A 21,626-nucleotide genomic window follows, 5' to 3' on the forward strand; every position below is an offset into this window, starting at 1 on the left:
TGCGGGGCCGTGTCAGCCGTTGAGCTTGACGACCTTGCCGGCGCTGAGGTCGATCACGAAGGACCGGGCGTCGATCCAGGGACCGTTCTTCACCTTCGGCAGCAGCCGTACGCAGCGATGCTCGCCGCACTTGTCGAGTGCGGCCGGCTGGGCGCCCGGCACCGAGTGGTAGACCATGCTGGAGAGCTCCAGCTGGTCCGGGGAGGTGAGCTCCTTGCCGGTGGCGTCCTTGTAGTCGCCCTTCAGGCCGGCGCCGAGCGGGTCGGCGATGAGCACCCGGGCCGCCTCGGTCTGCTCGTCGACGCTCAGCGGCGGCTGGACGCCACGCTGGGTGCCGGTGTTCTCCACCTTGCCGGTGTCGAGGTTGACGGTCTTGGTGACGACCGTGTCCGTCTTGTAGTCGTAGAACGTCACGTCGGCGCGCCGGGGCGCGTCCGGGGCGTCGAGTTCGCCGGCGTCGGGCGCGGCGAGCTCCACGCCGAGGCGCTGCGGGCCGCGCTCGCCCTCGACGTTCTGTGCGGCGTTGAACGCCTGCCGGCTGAACGCGAGCTGCTCGGCCCGCTTCATCTCGTCGTCCGTGAGCGGGTCGCTGCCCTTGCCCTTCTCGCCCTCGTCGGGCGCGGCCTCGACCACGCCCGCCGGCACCGAGCCGCCCGCGCCGTCGGCCGCCGTCTGCGCGGCGCTCTGCCCGGTCCCGCCGCCTGTCTTGTCGTCCGCCCCCGCCGTGCCCGGCAGGGTGATCGCGACCATCACGGCTGTCGAAGCCACCGCGATGGCCGTACCCGCCACCACCTTGCCCAGGTGGCGGCGCACTGTCGTGCGCACAATTGCCCCCTACTCCCCCTGTTGCCGGGAGTACGTATGTCTGCCCCACTGAATGCGGCATCCGCCGAATGCCGGCGTATGCACTGGTCGACAGGTAAGAGGGCAGTAAGTCGAAGGCGGTTCCATCAGTTTCCGCGAGACTCGGGCGCCAAGGCGCCCCCGGCTCGGCGGCACACCTGAAAGAGTCGGTTCATGCAGGTCTGGCCTGGAGAGGCGTACCCCCTCGGCGCCACGTACGACGGCGCCGGCACGAACTTCGCGGTCTTCACGGAGGCCGCGGACCGAGTAGAGCTGTGTCTGCTGCACGACGACGGCTCGGAGACGGCGGTGGAACTGCGCGAGAGCGACGCGTTCGTCCGGCACGCGTACGTGCCGGGCGTGATGCCCGGTCAGCGCTACGGCTTCCGGGTGCACGGTCCGTACGACCCCGCGCGCGGGCTGCGCTGCAACTCGGCGAAGCTGCTGCTCGACCCGTACGCGAAGGCGGTCGCCGGCGCGGTCCGCTGGGGCGAGGAGGTGTACGGGTATCCCTTCGGTTCCCCCGAGAGGCGCAACGACCTCGACTCCGCGCCGCACACGATGTCGTCGGTGGTGGTCAACCCGTACTTCGACTGGGGCGACGACCGGCCGCCGCGCACCGAGTACCACCGCACGGTGATCTACGAGGCCCATGTGAAGGGTCTGACGATGCTCCATCCGGGGCTGCCGGAGGAGCTGCGCGGCACCTACGCGGGCCTCGCGCACCCGGCGGTGATCGAGCATCTGACGGGGCTCGGGGTGACGGCGCTGGAGCTGATGCCGGTGCACCAGTTCGTCAACGACCACCGGCTGGTCGACATGGGCCTGAACAACTACTGGGGCTACAACACGATCGGCTTCTTCGCCCCGCACAACGCGTACGCCTCCTGGGGCGACCGGGGCCAGCAGGTGCTGGAGTTCAAGTCGGCGGTGCGGGCGCTGCACGAGGCGGGGATCGAGGTGATCCTCGACGTGGTCTACAACCACACCGCCGAGGGCAACCATCTGGGCCCGACGCTGTCCTTCCGGGGCATCGACAACCAGAAGTACTACCGGCTGTCCGAGGACGCCCGCTACTACACGGACACGACGGGCACCGGGAACTCGCTGCTCATGCGGTCGCCGCACGTCCTGCAGATGATCATGGACTCGCTGCGGTACTGGGTGACCGAGATGCATGTGGACGGCTTCCGCTTCGACCTCGCGGCGACGCTCGCCCGGCAGTTCCACGAGGTGGACCGGCTGTCGTCGTTCTTCGACCTGGTGCAGCAGGACCCGGTCGTCTCCCAGGTGAAGCTGATCGCGGAGCCCTGGGACGTGGGCGAGGGCGGCTACCAGGTGGGCAACTTCCCGCCGCTGTGGACGGAGTGGAACGGCAAGTACCGGGACACCGTGCGCGATCTGTGGCGGGGCGAGCAGCGCACCCTGGCGGAGTTCGCCTCCCGGCTGACCGGTTCCTCCGACCTCTATCAGGACGACGGCCGCCGTCCGCTGGCCTCGATCAACTTCGTGACCTGCCACGACGGGTTCACCCTGCACGACCTCGTGGCGTACAACGACAAGCACAACCAGGCCAACGGGGAGGACAACCGGGACGGCGAGAGCCACAACCGGTCCTGGAACTGCGGGGCGGAGGGCGAGACCGACGATCCGCGGGTACGGGGGCTGCGGGACCGGCAGATGCGCAACTTCGTCGCGACGCTGCTGCTGTCCCAGGGCGTGCCGATGATCAGCCACGGGGATGAGTTCGGGCGCACCCAGAAGGGCAACAACAACGCCTACTGCCAGGACAGCGAGCTGGCGTGGGTGCACTGGCCCGAGGACGGCAGCGAGCTGCTGGACTTCACGCGCGCGCTCACCCGGCTGCGCCGCGAGCACCCCGTGTTCCGGCGGCGGCGCTTCTTCCACGGGCGGCCCGTGGAGGGCACCCACGACGAGCTGTCGGACATCGCCTGGTTCACCCCGGAGGGCGGGGAGATGGCCCAGCGGGACTGGGAGCGGGCGCAGGCCTCGGCGCTGTCGGTGTTCCTCAATGGCAACGCCATCTCGGAGCCGGGCCCGCGCGGGGAGCGGATCACCGACGACTCCTTCCTGCTGCTGTTCAACGCCTCGCCCAAGCCGCTGGAATTCGTGGTGCCGGTCGACCACGGGCGGCAGTGGCAGGTGGTGTTGGACACCGCCGACCCGGAGCCGGTCGCACCGGGCGGGGGCCGCAAGGTGCAGGCCGGCGACCGGCTCACCCTGACGGACCGAAGCATGACGGTCCTGCAACGGCCGGCGTGAGCCCGCCGGTAAAACGCGGGTGCGCCGGTGACCGGTGAGCCCGGCGACTCCGACAACCCCGGCGACCCCGGTGACAGGAAAGCGGGCGGGGCGGGTACGTAGGTGTTCATGACCCCTGCGCGCCCCGCTCCCGTCACGCCCACGGCCACCTACCGGCTGCAGCTCCAGCCCGCGTTCCCGTTCGCGGCCGCGGCGGCCGCCGTGCCGTACCTGGCCTCGCTCGGTGTGTCGCATCTGCACCTCTCGCCGGTCCTGGAGGCCGTGCCGGGCTCCCCGCACGGCTACGACGTGGTGGACCACGCGCGCGTGCGCGAGGAGCTGGGCGGCGAGGAGGGGCTGCGGGCGCTGGCGGCCACCGCGCGGGAGCACGGGCTCGGGCTGGTCGTGGACATCGTGCCGAACCACATGGCGATGGTCCCGCGCCACAACCGCGCCCTGTGGGAGGTGCTGCGGGAGGGTCCCGGGTCGCCGTACGCGCGCTGGTTCGACATCGACTGGGAGGCGGGCGGCGGGCGGCTGCTGCTCCCGGTCCTCGGCCACCCCGTCGGCGAGGAGCTGGAGCGGCTGCGGGTCGACGGCGGGGTGCTGCGCTACTACGACCATGTCCTGCCGTTGCGGGAGGGCACCGCCGGGCTGCCGCTGCCGCGGCTGCTGGACGCCCAGTGGTACCGGCCGGTGTGGTGGCGGCTGGCCCGCACCGAGCTGAACTACCGGCGGTTCTTCAGCATCTCGGAGCTGATCGGGGTGCGGGTGGAGGACCCGGAGGTCTTCGAGGCCACCCACGGCACGATCCTCCGGCTGCTGCACGAGGGCGTGCTCGACGGGCTGCGGATCGACCACCCGGACGGGCTCGCCGATCCCGACGGCTATCTGGAGCGGCTGCACGAGGCCACCGGCGGGCGCTGGACGGTCGTGGAGAAGATCCTCGCGGACGGGGAGCGGCTGCCGGAGTCCTGGCCGGTCGCCGGCACCACCGGCTACGACGCCCTGCGCCGCGTCGACGGGCTGTTCACGGACCCCGCGGGGGCGGCGGAGCTGCTCGGCCTGTACCGGCGCTTCGCGGCCCCGCAGACGGACCGCGGCGGCGACTGGGCGGCGACCGCGCGGCGGGCGGCGTACGGGGTGCTGTCGCACGAGCTGGCGGCCGAACGGGACCGGCTGACCCGGCTCGCGTCCCGGATCTGCGCGGACGCCCCGGATCCGGTGCTGCGCGACCGGGCGCCCTGGGCGCTGCGCACGGCGCTGGAGGAGCTGCTGGTCCGGATGGAGGTCTACCGGCCGTACACCTCGGGCGACGCGGCCGCCGTGGTCACCGAGCAGGCGGCCGAGGAGGCCCGGCGGGCGTTCACGGTGGCGGAGGAGGCGGGCGCCGTCGACGCGGTGCGGGCGCTGGTGCTCGGCGGGGAGGGTCCGCTGCGCGCGGAGTTCCGGGCCCGGTTCGCGCAGACGGCCTCCGCGCTGCGCGCCAAGTCGGTGGAGGACACCGCGTTCTACCGGTACGTCCCGCTGCTCGCGGCGAACGAGGTGGGCGGCGAGCCGGGCCGCCCCGGGGTGTCCCCGGCGGAGTTCCACGCGTACTGCGCGCGCGTGCAGCGCGACTGGCCGGCGACCGGGACGGTCGTGTCGACGCACGACACCAAGCGCAGCGCCGACGTCCGGGCCGCGCTGGCCGTGCTCACCGAGTGCCCGGACCGCTGGGCGGAGGTCCTGGAGCGGGTCACGCGCGCGGAGCCGGAGGTACCGGACGGCCAGCTCGCGTGGGTCGCCTGGCAGACGGTCTTCGGGCTCGGCCCGGCGGCCGCGGAGCGCGTCCAGGGGGCGCTGCTGAAGCATGTGCGCGAGGCGGGCCTGTACACGAGCTGGACCGAGCAGGAGCCGCCGTACGAGGAGGCGGTGGCCGCGTTCGTCGCGGCGGGCCCGTGCGGGGAGCCCGGCGAACCGGTGGCGGCGCTGCGGCGCGCGCTGGAGCCGCACATCGCGGCCAATGTGCTCGGCACCGCCCTGGTGCATCTGACGATGCCGGGCGTGCCGGACGTCTACCAGGGGACCGAGAACGATTGCCGCGCCTTGGTGGACCCGGACAACCGGCGTCCCGTACGGTTCCCGCCCGAGGATCCCGGCACCAAGGCGGCCGTGACCCGGGCCGCGCTGCGGCTGCGCCGGAGCAGGCCCGCCGCGTTCGGGGCCGCGGCGGCGTACGAGCCGTTGACCGCCGAGGGGCCGGCCGGGGAGCACTGCCTGGCGTTCGCGCGTTCGGGCGAGACGGTCACGGCCGTGACCCGGCTGTCGCTGCGGCTGGCGCGGGCGGGCGGGTGGCGGGAGACCCGGCTGCCGCTGCCGCCGGGACGGTGGGCGGACGTCCTGGCGCCGGGGCGGGGGTTCGAGGGGCACGCGCGCGTGGCGGAACTCTTCGCGGAGCTGCCGGTGGCGCTGCTGGAGCGCGTGGACTGAACGGGCGGGGAGAGAGGCAGGGAGAGGCCGATGACGGACTACGGCGTGCGACCCCTGGGCGAGGACACCTGGCCGGACTTCGCCCGGCTCGTCGAGCGGCACAACGGTGTGTGGGGCGGCTGCTGGTGCATGGCCTTCCACGAGGAGGGCGTCGGCGGGAGCAGGACGTCGTCGCTGAACCGCGAGGACAAGGAGGCCCGGGTCCGGTCGGGCCGGGCGCATGCGGCGCTGGTCTACGACGGGCCGGAGTGCGTCGGCTGGTGCCAGTTCGGTCCGGTGGACGAGCTGCCCCGGATCAAGCACCGCCGGGCGTATCTGGCCGGCCGCGAGGGCGGACCACGCGATCCGGCCGACTGGCGGATCACATGCTTCTTCGTCGCCCGGGACCACCGGCGGCGCGGGGTGGCGGCGGCCGCCCTGGACGGCGCGCTGCACGAGATCGCCCGGCTCGGCGGCGGCTCCGTGGAGAGCTACCCGGAGGACACCGCCGACCGTTCGGTGTCCGCGTCCTTCCTGCACAACGGGACGCTCGCCCTGTTCGAGGGCCGGGGGTTCACCCCGGTACGGCGGCTCGGCAAGCACCACTGGGTGGTGACGCGGGCGGTGGCGGGGCCGGCGACGGGGGAGGCGGCGGGGGCGTAGGCGCGCTGCCGCCCCGTCTGCGTCCGCGCGCGCTTCCGGGCGCCCCCCGGAGGCTCCCCTGGGCATTCTTGACAGTTCCCAGAGTCCGTGGGGTACTGCGGAGAGCGAAGCCGGTCGGACATGACGGGGGTGAGTCTCCTGCCGGTGCTGCGCTACCCCACGGTGACCGAACTGACGACCAGCGCCCGGGCCCTGACCGCGCGACATCCCGGACTGTGCGCCCTGCGCCAGGTGGGGCTCTCCCGTGCGGGCCGTCCGCTGCATCTGCTGTCCGTCGGGCGCGCCCGGCGGGCCGTGCTGGTCGTCGCGGGCGCCCACGCCAACGAGCCCACCGGTGGCCCCACCCTGCTGTCCCTGGCGGAACGGGTGCTGCACGAACGGGAGTTGCGCAACGGAACCTCCTGGCACTTCCTGCTGTGCGCGGACCCGGACGGGGCGAGCCTGCATGTCACGCCCGCGCCGCGCAGCCTGTTGGAGTACCACCTGGGGTTCTTCCGGCCGGCGGGTCCGGAGCAGCCGGAGTGGTCGCCCGCCGTGCTGCCGCCCGACCGGCTGCCGCCCGAGACGCGCGCGCTGACCCGGGTCATCGACGAGCTGCGGCCCTACCTCCAGGTGACCCTGCACGGGACCGATCTGGGCGGCAGCTGGGTGCAGCTGACGAAGGACATCCCGGGGCTCGCCGAGCCGTTCGCGAAGTCCGCGGCGCAGCTGCACATCCCCGTCGAGACGGGCGCCTCGGACGCGGCGGGCTGGCCGGTCTCCGGGCCGGGGGTGCGGGTGATGCCGGACGCCGACGCGGGTGCGGCGTACCCGAGCATGCCGGACGACGCCCGGCACAGCACCTGGTACCACGCCCATCGCTACGGCGGTCTGACGGCGGTGGTGGAGGTGCCGATGTGGGCGAGCGACCTGGTGGACGACTCCGCTCCGCATCCCGCGCCGGCCGCGGCGATCCGGCGTCTCGCGGAGCGGCTGCTGCGGGACGCGCGGGAGGTGGAGCGGGTGCTCGCCGAGGCGCTGCCGCGCCTGGAGGGCGTGGACGGGCCGCTGCTGCGGGCGGCCCGGTGGGGGCTGGAGCTGGTGCCGGGCCTGGCCTCGGACTGGACCCACACCCCGCCCGCCGACACGACGATGGCGTACGTCGGCAGTGTGGACGCCTTCGCCCGGCGGCTGCCGCTGAGGGCGGCGGCGATGCTGTGGCGGGTGCTGCAGGAGAGCGACGACCACGCCGCCCCACGGCTGGAACAGCTCGTCGGGATGTGGAGCGACGCGTTCGCCGTGCGCTTCGGCGCCCGCTGGGTGCCGCTGGAGCACCAGGTCGAGCACCAGAGCCGCACGGTCGTCGCGGCGGCCCTGCACGCGCGCGAGGGGGCGGCGTAGGGCAGGCCCCGCGCCACCCCCTCGGCGGTGCCGGGGTCAGGCTCCGGGTGCGGTGGTCCCGGTGTCGTCCAGGGCGAACACCGCGCCGGTGCGGGCCTCCATCTCGCAGGCGTTCGCGAAGGTCTGGGTGTACGCGACGGCCTTGCCGTTCCACTGTCCGCTCGCGTGGGCCGTCACGGGGGCGTAGACGAGGGTGCAGATGGTGTCCTGGGCGGCCGGGAGGGCGTGGAGGTCGCCGTTCGCCGCGGTCAGCTGGTCGCAGGCCTCGGCGGCGCGGCGGTGGCCCTGGGGCGGGCCGCACAGCAGCAGGGTGCCGCGGGTGTCGTCGGAGGGGGCGGTGTCCCGGGTGACGGAGAGCTGGAGCCAGTTGCCGGGCTGGGGGTCCTGGGAGGCCGCCTGTACCGGAGCGGCACCGGCGGCGGCGAGGAGGAGGGTGGCCACGGCGGGCAGCAGGGGGGCCGGGGAGAGGGGGTGCGAGTGTCTCATTCCCGGTGCATCGGCACGGCGGCCTGGGTTCCCCAGTCCGGCTCACCCGAACGCGTGGGCCGAGGGGGCCGCCCGGCCAGTTCGAACGCCGCGAGCACCACCCGCGCCTGGTACTCCACCTGGCGCGCCACCGGGATCCAGCGGGCCTGGCAGTCGTCCCGGAAGGCGGCGCACCAGCGGTCGATGAGCGCGTCCAGCTCCGGCAGGACTCCGGCCGGGTCGCGGCCGGAGCCGGTGACGAGCTGGTGGAGCAGACCCGCCGTGCGGACCGCGATGCGCCGGCCGGCGATGCGCAGGGCGGTCAGATGGGCGGTGCTGAGCGGCGGCAGGGGGTGCCCGGGGTCGGCGGTGTCGGGGTCCCAGGCGTCGGCGAGCCCGGGGCAGACCAGGAGGTAGTCGTCGACGGGCGCGAGCAGCCGGTCGGCCTCGGGCGCGCCGGCGAGCCGGGGCCGCACCCGCGCGAGGATGTCCTCCAGCACCCGGGTGTCGTGGCGCAGGGCGCCGCTCACGGACCGCAGCGCCGCGTCCCGGTCGGCGGGCGGGGAGCCGTCCCCGACGGCGGCCACGCCCCACATGGGCGCCTCGACGACCGCGGTGACCGTGCCGTGCCGGTGCGGGTGGTACCAGGTCGACTCGACGGCGGCCTCGGTGATGGCGGCGGCCAGGTCGCGCCGGTGCGGCGGCGGGATCCGGTAGACCGCGGGTCCCAGTACCGGCCAGTAGAGGGTGTCGTACGCGCCGAGTTCGCGCGGGATGCCGAGCCGGGCGGCGGCGTGCGCGATGCGGCGGTCGAGGCCGGGCAGATCACGGGTGAGTTCGACGAAGCCGCCGCCGACGTCGACGCCGTGCAGCGAGCACTGGAAGAAAGGTTTCAGTTCGTCCTGGAGGCGGAGCAGCGCCCGGGTCTCCGGGAGCGCGGCGGCGGCCGCCCCGTCGGGCAGCCACTCGGGCTGTTCCAGGAAGCCGGGCCGGAAGAAGTGCCGGAAGTGGCGGCCGAGGGTGTAGGGGCCGGTCAGCCAGCCCTCGTTGCGGCGCAGTCCGTCGGGGTCGAGGCAGAGCAGCAGGTTCCAGGTGGCGTCGGCGCCGTCGGTGAGCCGGGGGTCGGCGAGGGCCCGTTCGGCCAGCCGGAGGGCGGTGGCGCCGCCCGCGGGCTCGTTGGCGTGCGGTCCGGCGACGACGAGGACCTGGCGGGTGCCCCGGCCGACGGAGAGCAGCCACAGCGGGGTGCCCGCTCGGGAGTACCCGACGCGGCGCAGCCGGGCGTCCCGGGGGTGACGGGCGGCGAGCGCGGCGGCGCGGGCCGCGAGTTCGTCCACGGTCGGGTAGCGGAGGAGTGGCGGCAGGGCACACCTCCATGACGGCGCCGTCGCTTCACCGGGCGTATCCGGTCTACGCACCCTGAGTCATGGCCCGGGGGTACGTCAACACCGCCGTATCCGCCGTTACTTGGGCAAGCCGGTCGAGCCGGCGCCGTACGGGCGACCGGCGGTGGCCCGGTGTCAGTTCACGGAGAGGCGGAACGCGACCTTCCCGAAGGAGACCTGGTCGCCCTCGCGGACGACGGCCGCGCCGATGACCCGGCGGCCGTTGACGCTGGTGCCGTTGGTGGAGCCGAGGTCGCGCAGCACCCACATGCCGCCCTGGCGGGTGAGTTCGGCGTGCACCCGCGAGACGCTCTCGTGGGTCAGCCGCAGTCCGTTGACCGGGTCGCGGCCGATGCGCAGCGCCTGTTCGGTGCCCGGGTGCGGCAGCAGCAGCTTGGGCAGCCGCTCGGCCTGCCAGGCCAGGCGCAGCCGCACGGTGAACCCGGACACGGCCTCCACGGAGCCGAAGACCACGCGCGAGAGGCGGCTCTCCTTGGGCAGGTCGGCGGTGAGCGCGACCAGCTCGTCGGAGCGGCGGGCGGCGAGCGCGAGTTCCATGCGCCGGATGAACGTGTCGTGCGACAGACGGCCCATGGCGACGCCGTCGCGGAGCACCTTCAGCGCCCTGTCGCGCTCCGCGTCGGACAACCGCGCGGGGTACGGGTTCACCTCGAAAGACGACGTCACGCTCGTGATTGTCGGTCAGTGAACCCCGGGTGTCCAGAAAACGGGTAAACGCTCGCACGCACGCGTGGCCGAAGACACCCCCGGCGATGGGGGTGTTGCCCCGCTGGACGGATCCGTTTGCAGCACGATGGACCCGGCTACATCACGGTGAGCAGACGTAAGGGGAACCGTCCGTGCAGTTCGAGGTGTGGGCACCACAGGCCGGCCGGGTGACGCTGGAGTGCGACGGCGTCACCCGCGCGCTCCGGCCGGATCCGGAGCGGGCCGGCTGGTGGACGGGCGAGGCGGAGGCCGCCGACGGCACGCGGTACGGCTTCGCGGTGGACGACGGTCCGGTCCGCCCGGACCCCCGCTCGCGCCGTCAGCCGGACGGGCCGGACGGACGGAGCGCGGTCGTCGACCAGGGCCGCTACGACTGGCGTGTCCCGTGGTCCGGGCGCCCGCTGCCGGGCGCGGTCCTGTACGAGCTGCACGTGGGCACGTTCACCGCCGAGGGCACCCTGGACGCGGCCGCCGGGCGCCTGGAACATCTGGCCGAACTCGGTATCACCCACGTGGAGTTGATGCCGCTGTGCTCGTTCCCGGGCCGGCACGGCTGGGGGTACGACGGGGTCTCGCCGTGGGCGGTGCACGAGCCGTACGGCGGTCCCGAGGGGCTGAAGCGGTTCGTCGACCGGGCGCACGAGCTGCGCCTCGGCGTGGTCCTGGACGTCGTGCACAACCACCTGGGGCCCTCCGGGAATTACCTGCCGGAGTTCGGCCCGTACTTCACCGAGCGCCACCACACGCCCTGGGGCGCGGCCGTCAACCTGGACGCGCCCGGCTCGGACGAGGTGCGGGCGTATCTGCTGGGCAGTGCGCTGGCCTGGCTGCGGGACTACCGGCTCGACGGGCTGCGGCTGGACGCGGTGCACGCGCTCGCCGACACGCGCGCGTACCCCTTCCTGGAGGAGCTGTCGACGGCCGTGGACGCGCTCGCCGCGGAGACGGGCCGGCCGCTGTTCCTGATCGCCGAGTCCGATCTGAACGACCCGCGGCTGATCACACCACGCCGCGAGGGCGGACTCGGGCTGCACGCCCAGTGGAACGACGACTTCCACCACGCCCTGCACACCGCGCTCACCGGGGAGTCCCAGGGCTACTACGCCGACTTCGCGCGCGACCCGTTCGCCGCGCTCACCCGGACCCTCACCGGCGGGTACTTCCACGACGGCGGGTTCTCCGGCTTCCGGGACCGGCGCCACGGGCGCCCGCTGGACCGCGCCCGCGTCTCCGCGCACCGGCTGCTGGGCTACTCCCAGACCCACGACCAGGTCGGCAACCGGGCACAGGGCGACCGGCTGGCGGCGTCCCTCTCCCCCGGGCTGCTCGCCTGCGCGGCGGCGCTGACGCTGACCGCCCCGTTCACGCCGATGCTGTTCATGGGCGAGGAGTGGGCGGCGGGCACGCCCTGGCAGTACTTCACCGACCACACCGATCCCGAGCTCGCCGAGGCCGTACGGCGGGGCAGGCGGCGGGAGTTCGCGGGGCACGGCTGGGCCGAGACGGACGTACCGGACCCGCAGGACCCGGCGACCCGGGACCGCTCCTGTCTGGACTGGTCCGAGCCGGGGCGGGAGCCCCACGCGCGCGTGCTGGCCTGGTACCGCGAGCTGATCGCGCTGCGGCACGCGCAGCCGGACCTCACCGATCCCGACCTCGCCGACATCAAGGTCGCCCAGGACGCCGGGGCCCGCTGGCTCGCCTTCCGGCGCGGGGACGTGCGCGTGGCGGTGAACCTGGGCCCGGGCCCGGCGGCGATCCCGCTGGGGGCGCGGCCGGCCCGGGTGCTTGCCGCGTGGGAGCCGGTTTCCGTGCCGGGGGCGGCCGGGGTGTTGGAGGTGCCGGGGGAGTCGTGCGTGGTGCTGTTGCAGGAGTGAGGTGGGGGTGGGCGGGGGTGCGGGGTCGGGTGTGGCGGGTTCTGTCCGGCTGCCGGGTGCGGGAGTGTCGTGGCTGGTCGCGCAGTTCCCCGCGCCCCTAGTCCTCGTCCTCCCGGAAGTCCGTCACCCGCTCCAGCAGGATCGCCTCCCAGGCGTGGCGGAGGTGGGTGTGCAGGAGGGGGAGGGGGGTCGTGCCCTGGCCGTTCAGGCGGTCGGCGAGGTGGGTGACGGTGTCGCAGCGGGCGAGCCACAGGCCGCGCAGGCAGGGGCGGGCGCCATAGCCGGCGAGGGTGGCGGCGCGGACGGCGGCGCCGGAGCCCACGGCGAGGGCGAGTCCGGCGATGTCCTCGGCGGGGTCGCCGAGGACCGCGTCCGTCCAGTCGAGGACACCCCGGACCCGGCCGTCGGCGCTGACCACGAGGTGCTCGCCGCGCAGCCGGTGGTGGACGAGCACGGCGGTGGCGGGCTGGGCGGCGAGCTGGGCCGCGCCGGCCTGGGTGAGCTGGTGCAGGCGCGCGGGGTCGAACTCGTCGGCACGGGCGAGGGTGTCGGCGGCGGCCACGGCCCTGCGGCGCAGCGCCTCCAGGGAGCGCGGGGCGGTGCGCGGCACGCCGAGCGCCTCGGCCTGCCGGGGCGGCACCTCGCGCAGCCCGCCGAGGAGGCCCGCGAGGTCGGCCTCGCCGACGGCGGACACGTCGTGTTCCTCGGCGGTGCCGCCGGCCACCTTGGTGTCCAGGGTGTAGGTGAGCCCGGGCGACCACTCGCCGTGCGCGACGCCGGTCGGCACGGCGACGGGCACATGCGGGCGGACGAGGTCGCGCAGCCGCAGTTCGCGGCGCTGGCGGACGGTGGCCTCGTGGTCGGGGGCGAGCCGCAGCACATGGCGGGTGCCGACCCACCAGGTCCAGTGCCCGCCCTCCTCGGCGACGGGTCGCACCTGGGGTCCCGGGCCGCCGCGGTCGCCCTCCTTGAGGAGTGCGCGGACCAGTCGGCGGACGGTGTCCGCGGTGGGTGTCGGTGCCTGGGTCATGATCGCGCCGTTGCCGTTCGGGTGGGTGCCGGACTCCTGGGGTGGGCTCGGTGGGGCGGGCTCAGTCGACGACGACCAGCTCGCGGGTGGTGTCGTTGAGGCGGCGGCCGCCGTCCTCGGTGACGGTGACGATGTCCTCGATGCGTACCCCGAACCGGCCGGGCAGGTACACCCCGGGCTCCACGGAGAAGCACATGCCGGGCACGAGGGGCTGCTCCTCGCCCTCGATCATGTACGGCGGCTCGTGGGTGGTGACGCCGATGCCGTGGCCGGTGCGGTGGATGAAGTGGGCGCCGTACCCGGCGTCGGCGATGACCGCGCGGGCGGCCCGGTCGACCTCCTGGCAGGCGACCCCGGGGCGTACGGCGCGGAAGCCGGCCTCCTGGGCCTCGCGGACGAGGTCGTGGACCCGGCGTTCCTCGTCGGTGGGTTCGCCGACGTGGACGGTGCGGGAGGTGTCGGAGCCGTAGCCGTCCTTGAGGCCGCCGAAGTCGAGGACGACCATGTCGCCGCGTTCGATGACACGGTCGCCGACCTCGTGGTGCGGGTTGGCGCCGTTGGGGCCGGAGGCGACGATGGTGAAGTCGACCTGGGAGTGCCCGAACCGGCGGAGCAGACCGGCGAGGTCGGCGCCGACCTCGGACTCGCGGCGCCCGGCGAAGGGCAGCCTGCGGATCTCCTCGAACGCCCGGTCGGCGGCGGCGCCCGCGGCGGCCATCAGCGCCAGCTCCGCCGGGTCCTTGACGGCGCGCAGCATCGGCAGCACCTCGGTGAGGGCGGTGTAGGAGGTGCCGGGCAGGGCCCGTTGCAGGCCGAGCAGGTGCAGGGCCCAGGTGTTGTCGCTGACGCCGAACCGGCCGCGCGGATCGAGCAGGCCGGCGGTGACGGCGTAGGGGTCCTTGCCGTCGGTCCAGTCCCGCAGGGTGAGCGCCGGGGCGCCGGCCGCCTTCGCCGCGTCCGGGGCCTCCAGGGTGGGGACGACGAGGACGGGGTCGTGGCCGGGGGCGAGGGCGAGCAGGGTGAGCCGTTCGGTGGCGGCGGGGGGCGCGTAGCCGGTGAGCCAGACGAGGTCGGGTCCGGGCGCCACGAGCAGCCCGGCGAGTCCGGCGTCGGCGGCCTCGCGCGCGGCCCGTGCCATACGGGCCCGGTAGTCGTCGGCGGTGAAGGGCGCGGGCGCGGTGCCGGTCATCCGGGTCTCCCTCGGTGGTGACGGTGGCTACGGGCAGCATCCTGCCCGGACAGCGGGGGCCGCGCGAGCCGGTTCGCGCGGCGCGGGCGGCGGGGCCGGGTCCGGTCAGGTCTCCAGGGCCATGCGGACGCCGAGGAGCAGCAGCACGCCGCCGGAGACCTGCTCCAGGCGCCGGCGCACCCCGGCCCGGGACAGCACGGTCCTCATCCGCCCGACGAACCAGACGTAGAGGCCGTAGTAGCCGACCTCGTAGACGGCCCACAGGGCGGCGAGGCCCACCATGGCGGGCAGGTGCGGGGCGCCCTCGGGGACGAACTGCGGCAGGAAGGACAGGGCGAAGACGGCCGCCTTGGGGTTGGCGAGGTTCAGCAGCAGTCCGGCCCGGTAGGACGCCCGGCCGCCGCGCTCCTCGGTGGTCCAGTCCGTGGCTCCGGCCGCGTCGTCGCCGTCCCGCCGCACACGGCGCGCCTGGCGCAGCGCCTGGACGCCGAACCAGACCAGGACGATCGCACCGACGACACGCATCACGTCGTACGCCAGTTCGGATGCCGCCAGCAGGGTGGTGAGGCCGAACGCGGCGACGACGCCCCAGACGAAGACGCCGGTCTCGTTGCCGAGGACGGTCAGAAAGCCGGCGCGGCGGCTGCGCAGCGACTGCTTGACGATCAGCACGGTGCTGGGTCCGGGCGAGGCGGCGACGAGCGTGCAGGCGCCGAGGAAGGCGAGAAGGGTGCCGAACATGGGCTCATGGTGGCCCCGAGGGGGCGGCCGTGACCAGTGGGGCGCGCGACGAACCGGGCGGTGAGGTGCCAACCGGTCACACGACGACGCCGGGCACCACGACCACCTGCTGGTAACCGCCGCCCGCATGACGGAGCGTCAGAGTGACCCGGCGGCCGGGGCGGGCGCCGCCGACCGCGCGGGCCAGATCCGTCGCCGAGTCGATCCGCGTCCCGCCGAACGCCAGCAGGACGTCGCCGCGCACCAGCCCCGCGGTGCAGCCGGGCCCGGGCACATGGACGGCGACGATCCGGGCGCCCGCCCGCTCCGCGTCCACGGCCTCCAGGCCCAGGGTGGCGCGGGCGGGCCGCGGCGACGGCGCGGCCGGCGCGGTGTCGCCCGGACCGGGGCGGCCGGCGAGGCCCCGTACCGTCTCCCGGTGGAGCTCCGCCAGCCGGTTCATGCCGATCACGGTCGCCCCGACCGTGCCGAGGCCCACGCCGGAGAGCAGCAGCACCGCCCCGGCGAGCAGGCCGAGCAGCGAGGTCGTCAGCCGGCCGCCGCGGCGGGCGGCAGGCGGGCGGCGGGCCCGGCCGCCCCGCTCGGCGCCGCCGCCGGGTTCCCGGCCGGGCAGGGGCTTGGGACGCAAGGTGGTCTGTTCCATGGATCGCCTCCGGCTGGTGCCCTACCCGGCGCCACGGCGCGTGACGTTCCTCGAACGAGTGAGACTGATTGCGCGCGGGGACCCGGTCGAGCGGTCCCCCGTGCCCCCGAAGGGGGCTACGCCCGCTCCTGCAGCGCCTCCACCAGCGCCCCTGCCGCGCCCGACGGCGTACCGCTGTGGACGAGTTCGGTGCGGTGGACGACCCGGGGCTCGGTGAGCGGGACGGCGGCCGCGCCGGGGACGTCGGTGGCCGCCGAGCGGGGCAGCAGCGCGAGGCCGTGGCCGGCGGCGGCCAGCGCGGTCAGCAGGCGGACGTCGGTGCCGTCGTAGCGCAGGGCGGGCCGGAAGCCGTGGCCGCCGTTCGCGGCGCGCAGCTGGGGCAACGGGAGGGCCGTGTCGGGGGCGTCCAGCCAGCGGGCGTCGGCGAGGTCGCCGAGGCGCAGGCCGGTGCGGCGGGCCAGCGGGTGGGCGGCGGGCAGCAGGACGCACACGGGTTCCTCCGCCACGCCGTACGTGGTCAGCGGCGCCACGTCGGGCAGCCGGAGTGGGTCGCTGGGCGCGGCCAGGCCGTCCACGAGGCCGAGGTCGGCGGTGCCGGCGGCGACGGCGGCCGGGACCTCGTCGCGGGCGAGGACGCGCAGGGTCACCCCGGCGGGCGGAAGCGCGGCGAGGACGGCCGGGCCGAGGGCGGTCGGGGCGGTGGCGAGGGTCAGCCCGTGCGCGGGCGCGGCGGCGATCCGTACGACGTCCGCGCGGGCCGCCTCCAGGCGCAGCAGCAGCGGGCCCGCGTGCTCCAGGAGCCGCTCGCCCGCCGCCGTGGGGGTGACGGGGCGGCGGGTGAGCAGCGCCGCCCCGAGGTCCTGTTCGAGGGCCGCGATGTGCTGAGAGACGGCCGACTGGGTGTAGCCGAGGTCCCGGGCGGCCTCGGAGAAGGAGGCGAGGCGGGCGACGGCGACGAAGGTGCGCAGGAGGTGCGGGTCCATACACCAGGGTCTCATCAGTGGTGCTTATGGAGAATGCAGCAATCATCGTTGGACGTGAACCGGGGGCCGCGCCCAGGATGGGGGCATGACGGACACCGCAGCTCGGATCGCCGAGGTCGCCCTGGTCGGCGACCGCTCCCCCAATGTCGTCTCGCACCTCCGCGTCCCCCTTCTGCTGGACGCCCTCGCCGCCCGGGACCGGCTGGTCCTGGACGCCTACTGGATCCCGTCCGAGGACGCCGAGGACGCGGACGCGGTACGCGGCTTCGACGCGGTGTGGGTGGTGCCGGGCAGCCCCTACCGCAGCGAGGCGGGCGTGCTGAACGCGATCCGCACCGCACGCGAGGAGGGCATCCCCTTCCTGGGCACCTGCGGAGGCTTCCAGCACGCGCTGCTGGAGTTCGCGCGGAACGTGTGCGGGCTCCCGCACGTGGCGCACGCCGAGAACGACCCCGGCGCCGACGACTTCCTCATCGAGCCCCTCGCCTGCTCCCTGGCCGGACACGAGGACACGGTCCTGCTGGAGCCGGGATCCCTCGCCCACACTCTCACCGGCGCGGACCGCACGGTCGAGCGCTACTCCTGCCACTACGGGCCCTCCCGCCACCTCGACACCCTGCGCGCCCACGGTCTGCGCTTCACGGGGCACGACACGTCCGGCCAGGTACGGATGGCGGAACTGCCCGGCCACCCCTTCTTCCTCGCCTCCCTCTTCCAGCCGGAGCTGTACGGCGACGGCTCGCGTCCGCACCCGATGATCCGGGGCCTGGCACGGGCCGCCGTCGAACACGCCGCGCGCAGCCGTCAGCCCGTGTGAGCCGCCGTACGGGGCACGGGTGCCGTGGGGAGCCGGTCCGGGACGAACCCGTGGGTGCGGCGGGCGAGATGCTCCGGCTTGTAGCGGTCGACCTCGCGATGCCAGTGCAGGATGCCCGCCATCCAGTTCTGCAGGTCGGCCACGTAGTTCCCCATCGCGGCGCGGGCCGCGGCCGACAGCTGGAAGTCGTCGTAGAGGACGGGGAGTTCGTACGCGACGATGTGCTCGAACTGCCGCATCCGCTGAGTCATCAGGTCGTGGACGATGCCGAGCGCGGTCGGGTGGTCGCAGCCGAAGAAGTTCTGCACGACGAGGATCGCGTTGTGCATCTCGCCCTCGTACTCGATCTCCTTCTGGTACGAGAAGACGTCGTTGGTGAGCCAGCCGTGGTCGATGGCGGCGTTCTCCAGGGCCTGGACGGGGCCGGTGCGGTAGATCCCGGGCGGGATCGCGGGGCCCTGGCCGCTGCGGCACATGCTCAGGGTGAGGTCGGAGCCGAAGGTGGCGCGGCGCATCTCCAGATAGTCGACCGGGTCGGGGACGCGGTTCTGGACGTGGTTGGACAGCTCCCACACCCAGCTCTCGGTCATCTTGTCGACGGCGGCGCGCAGGGGACGCCGCTCGTCGGGGGTCATCGCGGCGGTGGTGCGGGTCCACAGGTCGATCAGGCCGCGCTCCATGCCGTTGACGGGGACGACGGGCACCGGCTCGTCGTCCAGCGGCATACAGGCCGAGAGCCGGGCCGTGGCGGCACGGGCGGCGACCGGATCGCGGCGGGTGCCGAAGCACAGCGGGTAGTAGTCGTCGGCGTAGGTGCCCCAGGCGAGCCATGCGGCGCTGAGGTCGAGGGCCTCGGGGGTGGCGTCCGGGTCGAGGCCGGCGGAGCACAGCGGGAGGTCGGCGGCGGCGAGCCGGTCCTCGTCCCAGACGCCCTCCGCCAGCATGCCCATGGCGTGCATCCAGGCGGTGAGCCGGGGGCGGGCCGCCTCCAGGTGCGGGCTGAGCTCGACCCGGTAGGGCATGTGGAAGTCCGGGAGCGGGGAGGGGCCGACCTTCTGGAACGGCACGTGCGCGTACGCCCGCAGGCGCTCCGCGGCCGCCGAGGCGAGCAGGGCGACGACGTCGGCGGCGAAGGTGCCGGGGCCGGTCGGCTTCTGCCAGGGCGCGACGGCGGTCACGCTCTTGTTCATGTACCGGCTGGAACGCAGATGCCACTCGTGGCCGCCGGACTGCCAGTCCTGCAGGCCCTTGGTGTACGCGGCGACGGCGGCGACCTCGTCCGGGCGGAGCCCCTTCTCCACGGCGAGCGCGGGCACTTCGGTGAACGCGGTGTGCTCGAACTGGTGGAGGCGGGAGGTCAGGATGTCGTTGACGGTGTCGGCGGCCTCCTGGGTGGTGCAGCCGAAGAAGGTCTCCAGGACGAGCACGCCGTTGCTGTTCTCCCCCTCGTCCTCGACCTCGCGCTGGTAGGAGAACAGGTCGTTGCGCAGGTGCACGGCGTCGGAGAAGGTCTCCATCAGCACTCGCAGCGGCCTCGTACCGGCGACGGAGGAGGGGACCTCGGCGGTGGCGTACTCCACGAGCCCCGCCGACCAGGGGGCGCCGCCCACCTTGCGGCGCATCTCGATGTACTCGACGGGGTTGGCGATCCGCCCCTCGTCGATGTTGGACAGCTCCCACATCGACTCGTTGAGGAGATGTTCCGTGGCCACGGCGAAACGGCGCCGCCAGTCCTGCGACATGGCCGGCACGGTGCGCGCCCACAGGTCCTTCAGACCCGCCTCGACCGGGTTGCCCGGCTCGGGCACGGGCGTGGCCGGGTCCAGCGGCATGAACAGCGGGAGCCGGTCCAGATGGGCCTTGCCGGCGGCGCGGTCCGGAGTGCGCTTGAACATGTCGAGGAAGTGGTCGTCGAAGAAGAACACCCACACGTACCAGTCGGTGATCAGCGACAGCGCGGGGCCGTCGCAGTCGGGGTGGGTATAGGCGCAGAGCAGGCCGTAGTCGTGCGCCTCCAGGTCGGCCTGCTCCCAGATCCCGGACCCCTCCAGCATGCCCATGTCGCGCGCCCACCCCGTCGAGTGCGCGCGCGCCTCCTCGACGTGCGGGTTCAGCCGCGCGGGGTGCGGCAGGTAGAAGTGCGGGAGTTCGAACGGCTGCTTCATGGCCGGGCCCCTACCCGGGGCCTCATCGGGCCATCCGCGGGGCGGCACATGATCACACCATCGCGTGAACCGGGCGGCCGGGCTTGCTCATCGGGAACTTTTCCCGGCCGGGGCGGCGGGGCGGGGGGGCGGGGCGATCCGGGCCCGGCTCAGGTGCGTACCTGGATCAGGGCGTGGGTGCCGGTGGTGCGCCAGCGTTGGGCCTCCGCCGTGATCAGGGCCGACTCGGTCTCCTCGGTGAGGCCCGTGATCACCTCGGACTTGAGGGTGCGCAGGGCGGCGACCGGGCCGGGGAAGTGGGTGACGGTGTCGGCGAAGGGGGTGGTGGGGGGCCAGCGGCGGTCGCCCACCAGGCGGCGGTAGTTGAGGTCGCCCTTGACGATCGTCAGGTCGGCCGCGCCGAACTCCGCGCGCAGGTCGGGCGGCATCTCGGCGTACGGGAGCGGGGCGGCGGCGAAGGGGTGGGCGCGGACGCCGAGGGTGCCGTCCGCCATCGCCGCCCACAGCCGTCGGCCGTACGCGGCGGCCTCGCCCGGGGCGGCCGTGAGTGTGCGGAGCGCGTCGACGACGTCGGCGGGCGTGGCGTCGGAGACGTAGTACGGGTACGGCTTGACGTGCAGCACGACCCGGCCCGCCCGGCCCTGTTCGAGCAGGTGGGCGGCCAGGAGGAGGTCGGGGATCAGTTCGCGGCCCGCGTTGTCGGCGATCAGGCAGACCGTGCCGGGGGTCCTGCGGCCGGCCGGGAGCAGTGCCCACAGGGCCTCGCTGTCGTCGGCGACCAGTCCCGGGGCGGCGTCCCGTGTCTCGGCGTCGGCGTCGGAGAGGCGGAAGCCGAGGTCGGCGCGGTTGCCCCAGAGCGAGCCGTGGAGCAGGGCGCGGGCGCGCTCCTCGGCCGGGCGGGTGCGGAGGGTGTCGAGCGCGGCCAGCTCCTCGCCGGTCTCGGGTGCGTCGAGCTCGGCGTGCTTGAAGGGGCGGAACGGGTCGAGTCCCTGCCAGACGCCGGGGCCGAAGTGGCCGACGGCTTCGAGGAGTCGGCGGTAGAAGTAGCTCTCCGACCACAGCCACGGCACCTCGAACCAGGACCGGCCGGTGTACGTGCCGAGGCCCCAGCCCCGCCAGCGGTCCCCGTCGTGCGCGCCGACGGGGAGCGGCTCGATCACGCCCTTCAGACAGCTCTCCAGCAGCGCGTCCAGGGCGTGGTGCACGGCGGGGTCGTACGGGAAGGCGTCCCGCACCTGCCGAATGATCGCCGGGTGCCGCTCGGCCAGCACACCGTACGGAAACGAACCGGGCTCGTCACCGAGGATGACGGGCGGCGGGGGCGGAGTTCCGGGCGGCGGGGTGGGGGTTGGGGTGCCGGGCTGCGGGGCCGGAGTTCCGGGTGGCGGGGTGGGGGTGCCGGGCTGCGGGGCCGGAGTTCCGGGCGACGCGGTAGGGGTGCCGGGCTGCGGGGCCGGAGTTCCGGGCGACGCGGTAGGGGTGCCGGGCTGCGGGGCCGGAGTTCCGGGTGGCGGGGTGGGGGTGCCGGGCGACGGAGCGGGGTTGTCGGGCATACGGCTCACCGTAACGCCCGGGCCGCCCCACCTGCCCGTTGTCCGCCCACGCGATCAGTCCGCCCCGAACGGGTGGGCCGGCCCCCTGCCGGACCGTCAGCCCCGCAGCGTCCGTCGCCCCTCACCCACTGCATCACGCGCCGCCGGCCGACCATGCTCACCCGCCCCAGCCACGGCCGCGAGGCCGCCAGGCCGCCAGGCCGCCAGGCCGCGAGGCCGCCAGGCCGCGAGGCCGCCAGGCCGCCAGGCCGCCAGGCCGCCAGGCCGCGAGGCCGCCAGGCCGCGAGGCCGCCAGGCCGCCAGGCCGCCAGGCCGCCAGGCCGCGAGGCCGCCAGGCCGCGAGGCCGCCAGGCCGCGAGGCCGCGAGGCCGCGAGGCCGCGAGGCCGCCAGGCCGCGAGGCCGCCAGGCCGCGAGGCCGCCAGGCCGCGAGGCCGCCAGGCCGCGAGGCC

Annotated in this window: 17 protein-coding genes; 6 read left to right on the forward strand and 11 right to left on the reverse strand. The window is 74.7% G+C overall.

Annotated elements, in window-relative coordinates:
- Nucleotides 1-12: 12 nt before the first annotated feature.
- Entirely contained in the window at nucleotides 13-825 is an 813-nt protein-coding gene (locus ABZ464_RS47330; RefSeq protein WP_359288252.1) for a Tat pathway signal sequence domain protein, read from the reverse strand.
- Between the two features lie 192 nt (nucleotides 826-1,017).
- Here ABZ464_RS47330 and glgX point away from each other — a divergent pair, with 192 nt between their 5' ends.
- The 4 genes from glgX to ABZ464_RS47350 all read left to right on the forward strand — a co-directional run bounded on the left by glgX (nucleotide 1,018) and on the right by ABZ464_RS47350 (nucleotide 7,599).
- The gene (gene glgX, locus ABZ464_RS47335) at nucleotides 1,018-3,126 is read left to right on the forward strand and encodes a glycogen debranching protein GlgX (RefSeq protein WP_359288254.1); all 2,109 of its coding nucleotides are present in this window, start codon (nucleotides 1,018-1,020) and stop codon (nucleotides 3,124-3,126) included.
- 108 nt (nucleotides 3,127-3,234) lie between these two features.
- A complete protein-coding gene (gene treY, locus ABZ464_RS47340) occupies nucleotides 3,235-5,577 on the forward strand; it encodes a malto-oligosyltrehalose synthase (protein WP_359288256.1) in 2,343 nt (780 codons plus the stop codon).
- 30 nt (nucleotides 5,578-5,607) lie between these two features.
- On the forward strand, nucleotides 5,608-6,219 hold the full coding sequence (locus ABZ464_RS47345; RefSeq protein ID WP_359288258.1) for a GNAT family N-acetyltransferase: 612 nt from the start codon (nucleotides 5,608-5,610) through the stop codon (nucleotides 6,217-6,219).
- A 129-nt stretch (nucleotides 6,220-6,348) separates the two neighbouring features.
- Entirely contained in the window at nucleotides 6,349-7,599 is a 1,251-nt protein-coding gene (locus ABZ464_RS47350) for a M14 family zinc carboxypeptidase (RefSeq protein ID WP_359288286.1), read from the forward strand.
- A 36-nt stretch (nucleotides 7,600-7,635) separates the two neighbouring features.
- On the opposite strand, the gene ABZ464_RS47355 is transcribed toward ABZ464_RS47350, so the two are convergent.
- From ABZ464_RS47355 to ABZ464_RS47365, 3 genes are all read right to left on the reverse strand, one after another.
- Nucleotides 7,636-8,085, reverse strand: a complete 450-nt coding sequence (locus ABZ464_RS47355) for an SSI family serine proteinase inhibitor (RefSeq protein ID WP_359288261.1) — start codon at nucleotides 8,083-8,085, stop codon at nucleotides 7,636-7,638.
- Nucleotides 8,082-9,401, reverse strand: coding sequence for a M14 family zinc carboxypeptidase (locus ABZ464_RS47360; protein ID WP_359288263.1), 1,320 nt, complete (start codon nucleotides 9,399-9,401; stop codon nucleotides 8,082-8,084). Before ABZ464_RS47360 ends, ABZ464_RS47355 begins: the two co-directional genes overlap by 4 nt.
- Before the next feature lie 183 nt (nucleotides 9,402-9,584).
- Nucleotides 9,585-10,136, reverse strand: a complete 552-nt coding sequence (locus ABZ464_RS47365; RefSeq protein WP_359288265.1) for a DUF1707 and FHA domain-containing protein — start codon at nucleotides 10,134-10,136, stop codon at nucleotides 9,585-9,587.
- 173 nt (nucleotides 10,137-10,309) lie between these two features.
- Here ABZ464_RS47365 and treZ point away from each other — a divergent pair, with 173 nt between their 5' ends.
- On the forward strand, nucleotides 10,310-12,055 hold the full coding sequence (gene treZ, locus ABZ464_RS47370) for a malto-oligosyltrehalose trehalohydrolase (protein WP_359288268.1): 1,746 nt from the start codon (nucleotides 10,310-10,312) through the stop codon (nucleotides 12,053-12,055).
- A 97-nt stretch (nucleotides 12,056-12,152) separates the two neighbouring features.
- Here the strand turns inward: treZ and ABZ464_RS47375 are convergent, their stop codons facing one another.
- The 5 genes from ABZ464_RS47375 to ABZ464_RS47395 all read right to left on the reverse strand — a co-directional run bounded on the left by ABZ464_RS47375 (nucleotide 12,153) and on the right by ABZ464_RS47395 (nucleotide 16,641).
- Nucleotides 12,153-13,085 (reverse strand): aminoglycoside phosphotransferase family protein, encoded by a 933-nt coding sequence (locus ABZ464_RS47375; RefSeq protein ID WP_359288270.1) that lies wholly within the window; start codon nucleotides 13,083-13,085, stop codon nucleotides 12,153-12,155.
- A 61-nt stretch (nucleotides 13,086-13,146) separates the two neighbouring features.
- A complete protein-coding gene (locus ABZ464_RS47380; protein ID WP_359288272.1) occupies nucleotides 13,147-14,274 on the reverse strand; it encodes an aminopeptidase P family protein in 1,128 nt (375 codons plus the stop codon).
- A gap of 105 nt (nucleotides 14,275-14,379) precedes the next feature.
- The gene (locus ABZ464_RS47385; protein WP_359288274.1) at nucleotides 14,380-15,015 is read right to left on the reverse strand and encodes a LysE family translocator; all 636 of its coding nucleotides are present in this window, start codon (nucleotides 15,013-15,015) and stop codon (nucleotides 14,380-14,382) included.
- A gap of 76 nt (nucleotides 15,016-15,091) precedes the next feature.
- Nucleotides 15,092-15,658: a PDZ domain-containing protein gene (locus ABZ464_RS47390; protein WP_359288276.1), complete on the reverse strand. Its 567-nt coding sequence runs from the start codon at nucleotides 15,656-15,658 to the stop codon at nucleotides 15,092-15,094.
- Nucleotides 15,659-15,774: 116 nt separating this feature from the next.
- Complete coding sequence (locus ABZ464_RS47395; RefSeq protein ID WP_359288278.1) at nucleotides 15,775-16,641, reverse strand: LysR family transcriptional regulator; 867 nt, start codon at nucleotides 16,639-16,641, stop codon at nucleotides 15,775-15,777.
- A gap of 85 nt (nucleotides 16,642-16,726) precedes the next feature.
- Between ABZ464_RS47395 and ABZ464_RS47400 the strand changes: the two genes are divergently transcribed.
- A complete protein-coding gene (locus ABZ464_RS47400) occupies nucleotides 16,727-17,458 on the forward strand; it encodes a hypothetical protein (protein WP_359288280.1) in 732 nt (243 codons plus the stop codon).
- Here ABZ464_RS47400 and cyc2 read toward each other — a convergent pair.
- Together cyc2 and ABZ464_RS47410 are read right to left on the reverse strand one after the other, a co-directional pair.
- Entirely contained in the window at nucleotides 17,446-19,623 is a 2,178-nt protein-coding gene (gene cyc2 / locus ABZ464_RS47405; protein ID WP_359288282.1) for a germacradienol/geosmin synthase Cyc2, read from the reverse strand. The two genes, ABZ464_RS47400 and cyc2, sit on opposite strands and share 13 nt — an antisense overlap.
- A 149-nt stretch (nucleotides 19,624-19,772) precedes the next feature.
- Nucleotides 19,773-21,176: a damage-control phosphatase ARMT1 family protein gene (locus ABZ464_RS47410; RefSeq protein ID WP_359288284.1), complete on the reverse strand. Its 1,404-nt coding sequence runs from the start codon at nucleotides 21,174-21,176 to the stop codon at nucleotides 19,773-19,775.
- Between the last annotated feature and the right edge of the window lie 450 nt (nucleotides 21,177-21,626).

It is taken from the genome of Streptomyces sp. NPDC005820, from assembly GCF_040630255.1.
In the GTDB taxonomy this organism is placed as follows: domain Bacteria; phylum Actinomycetota; class Actinomycetes; order Streptomycetales; family Streptomycetaceae; genus Streptomyces.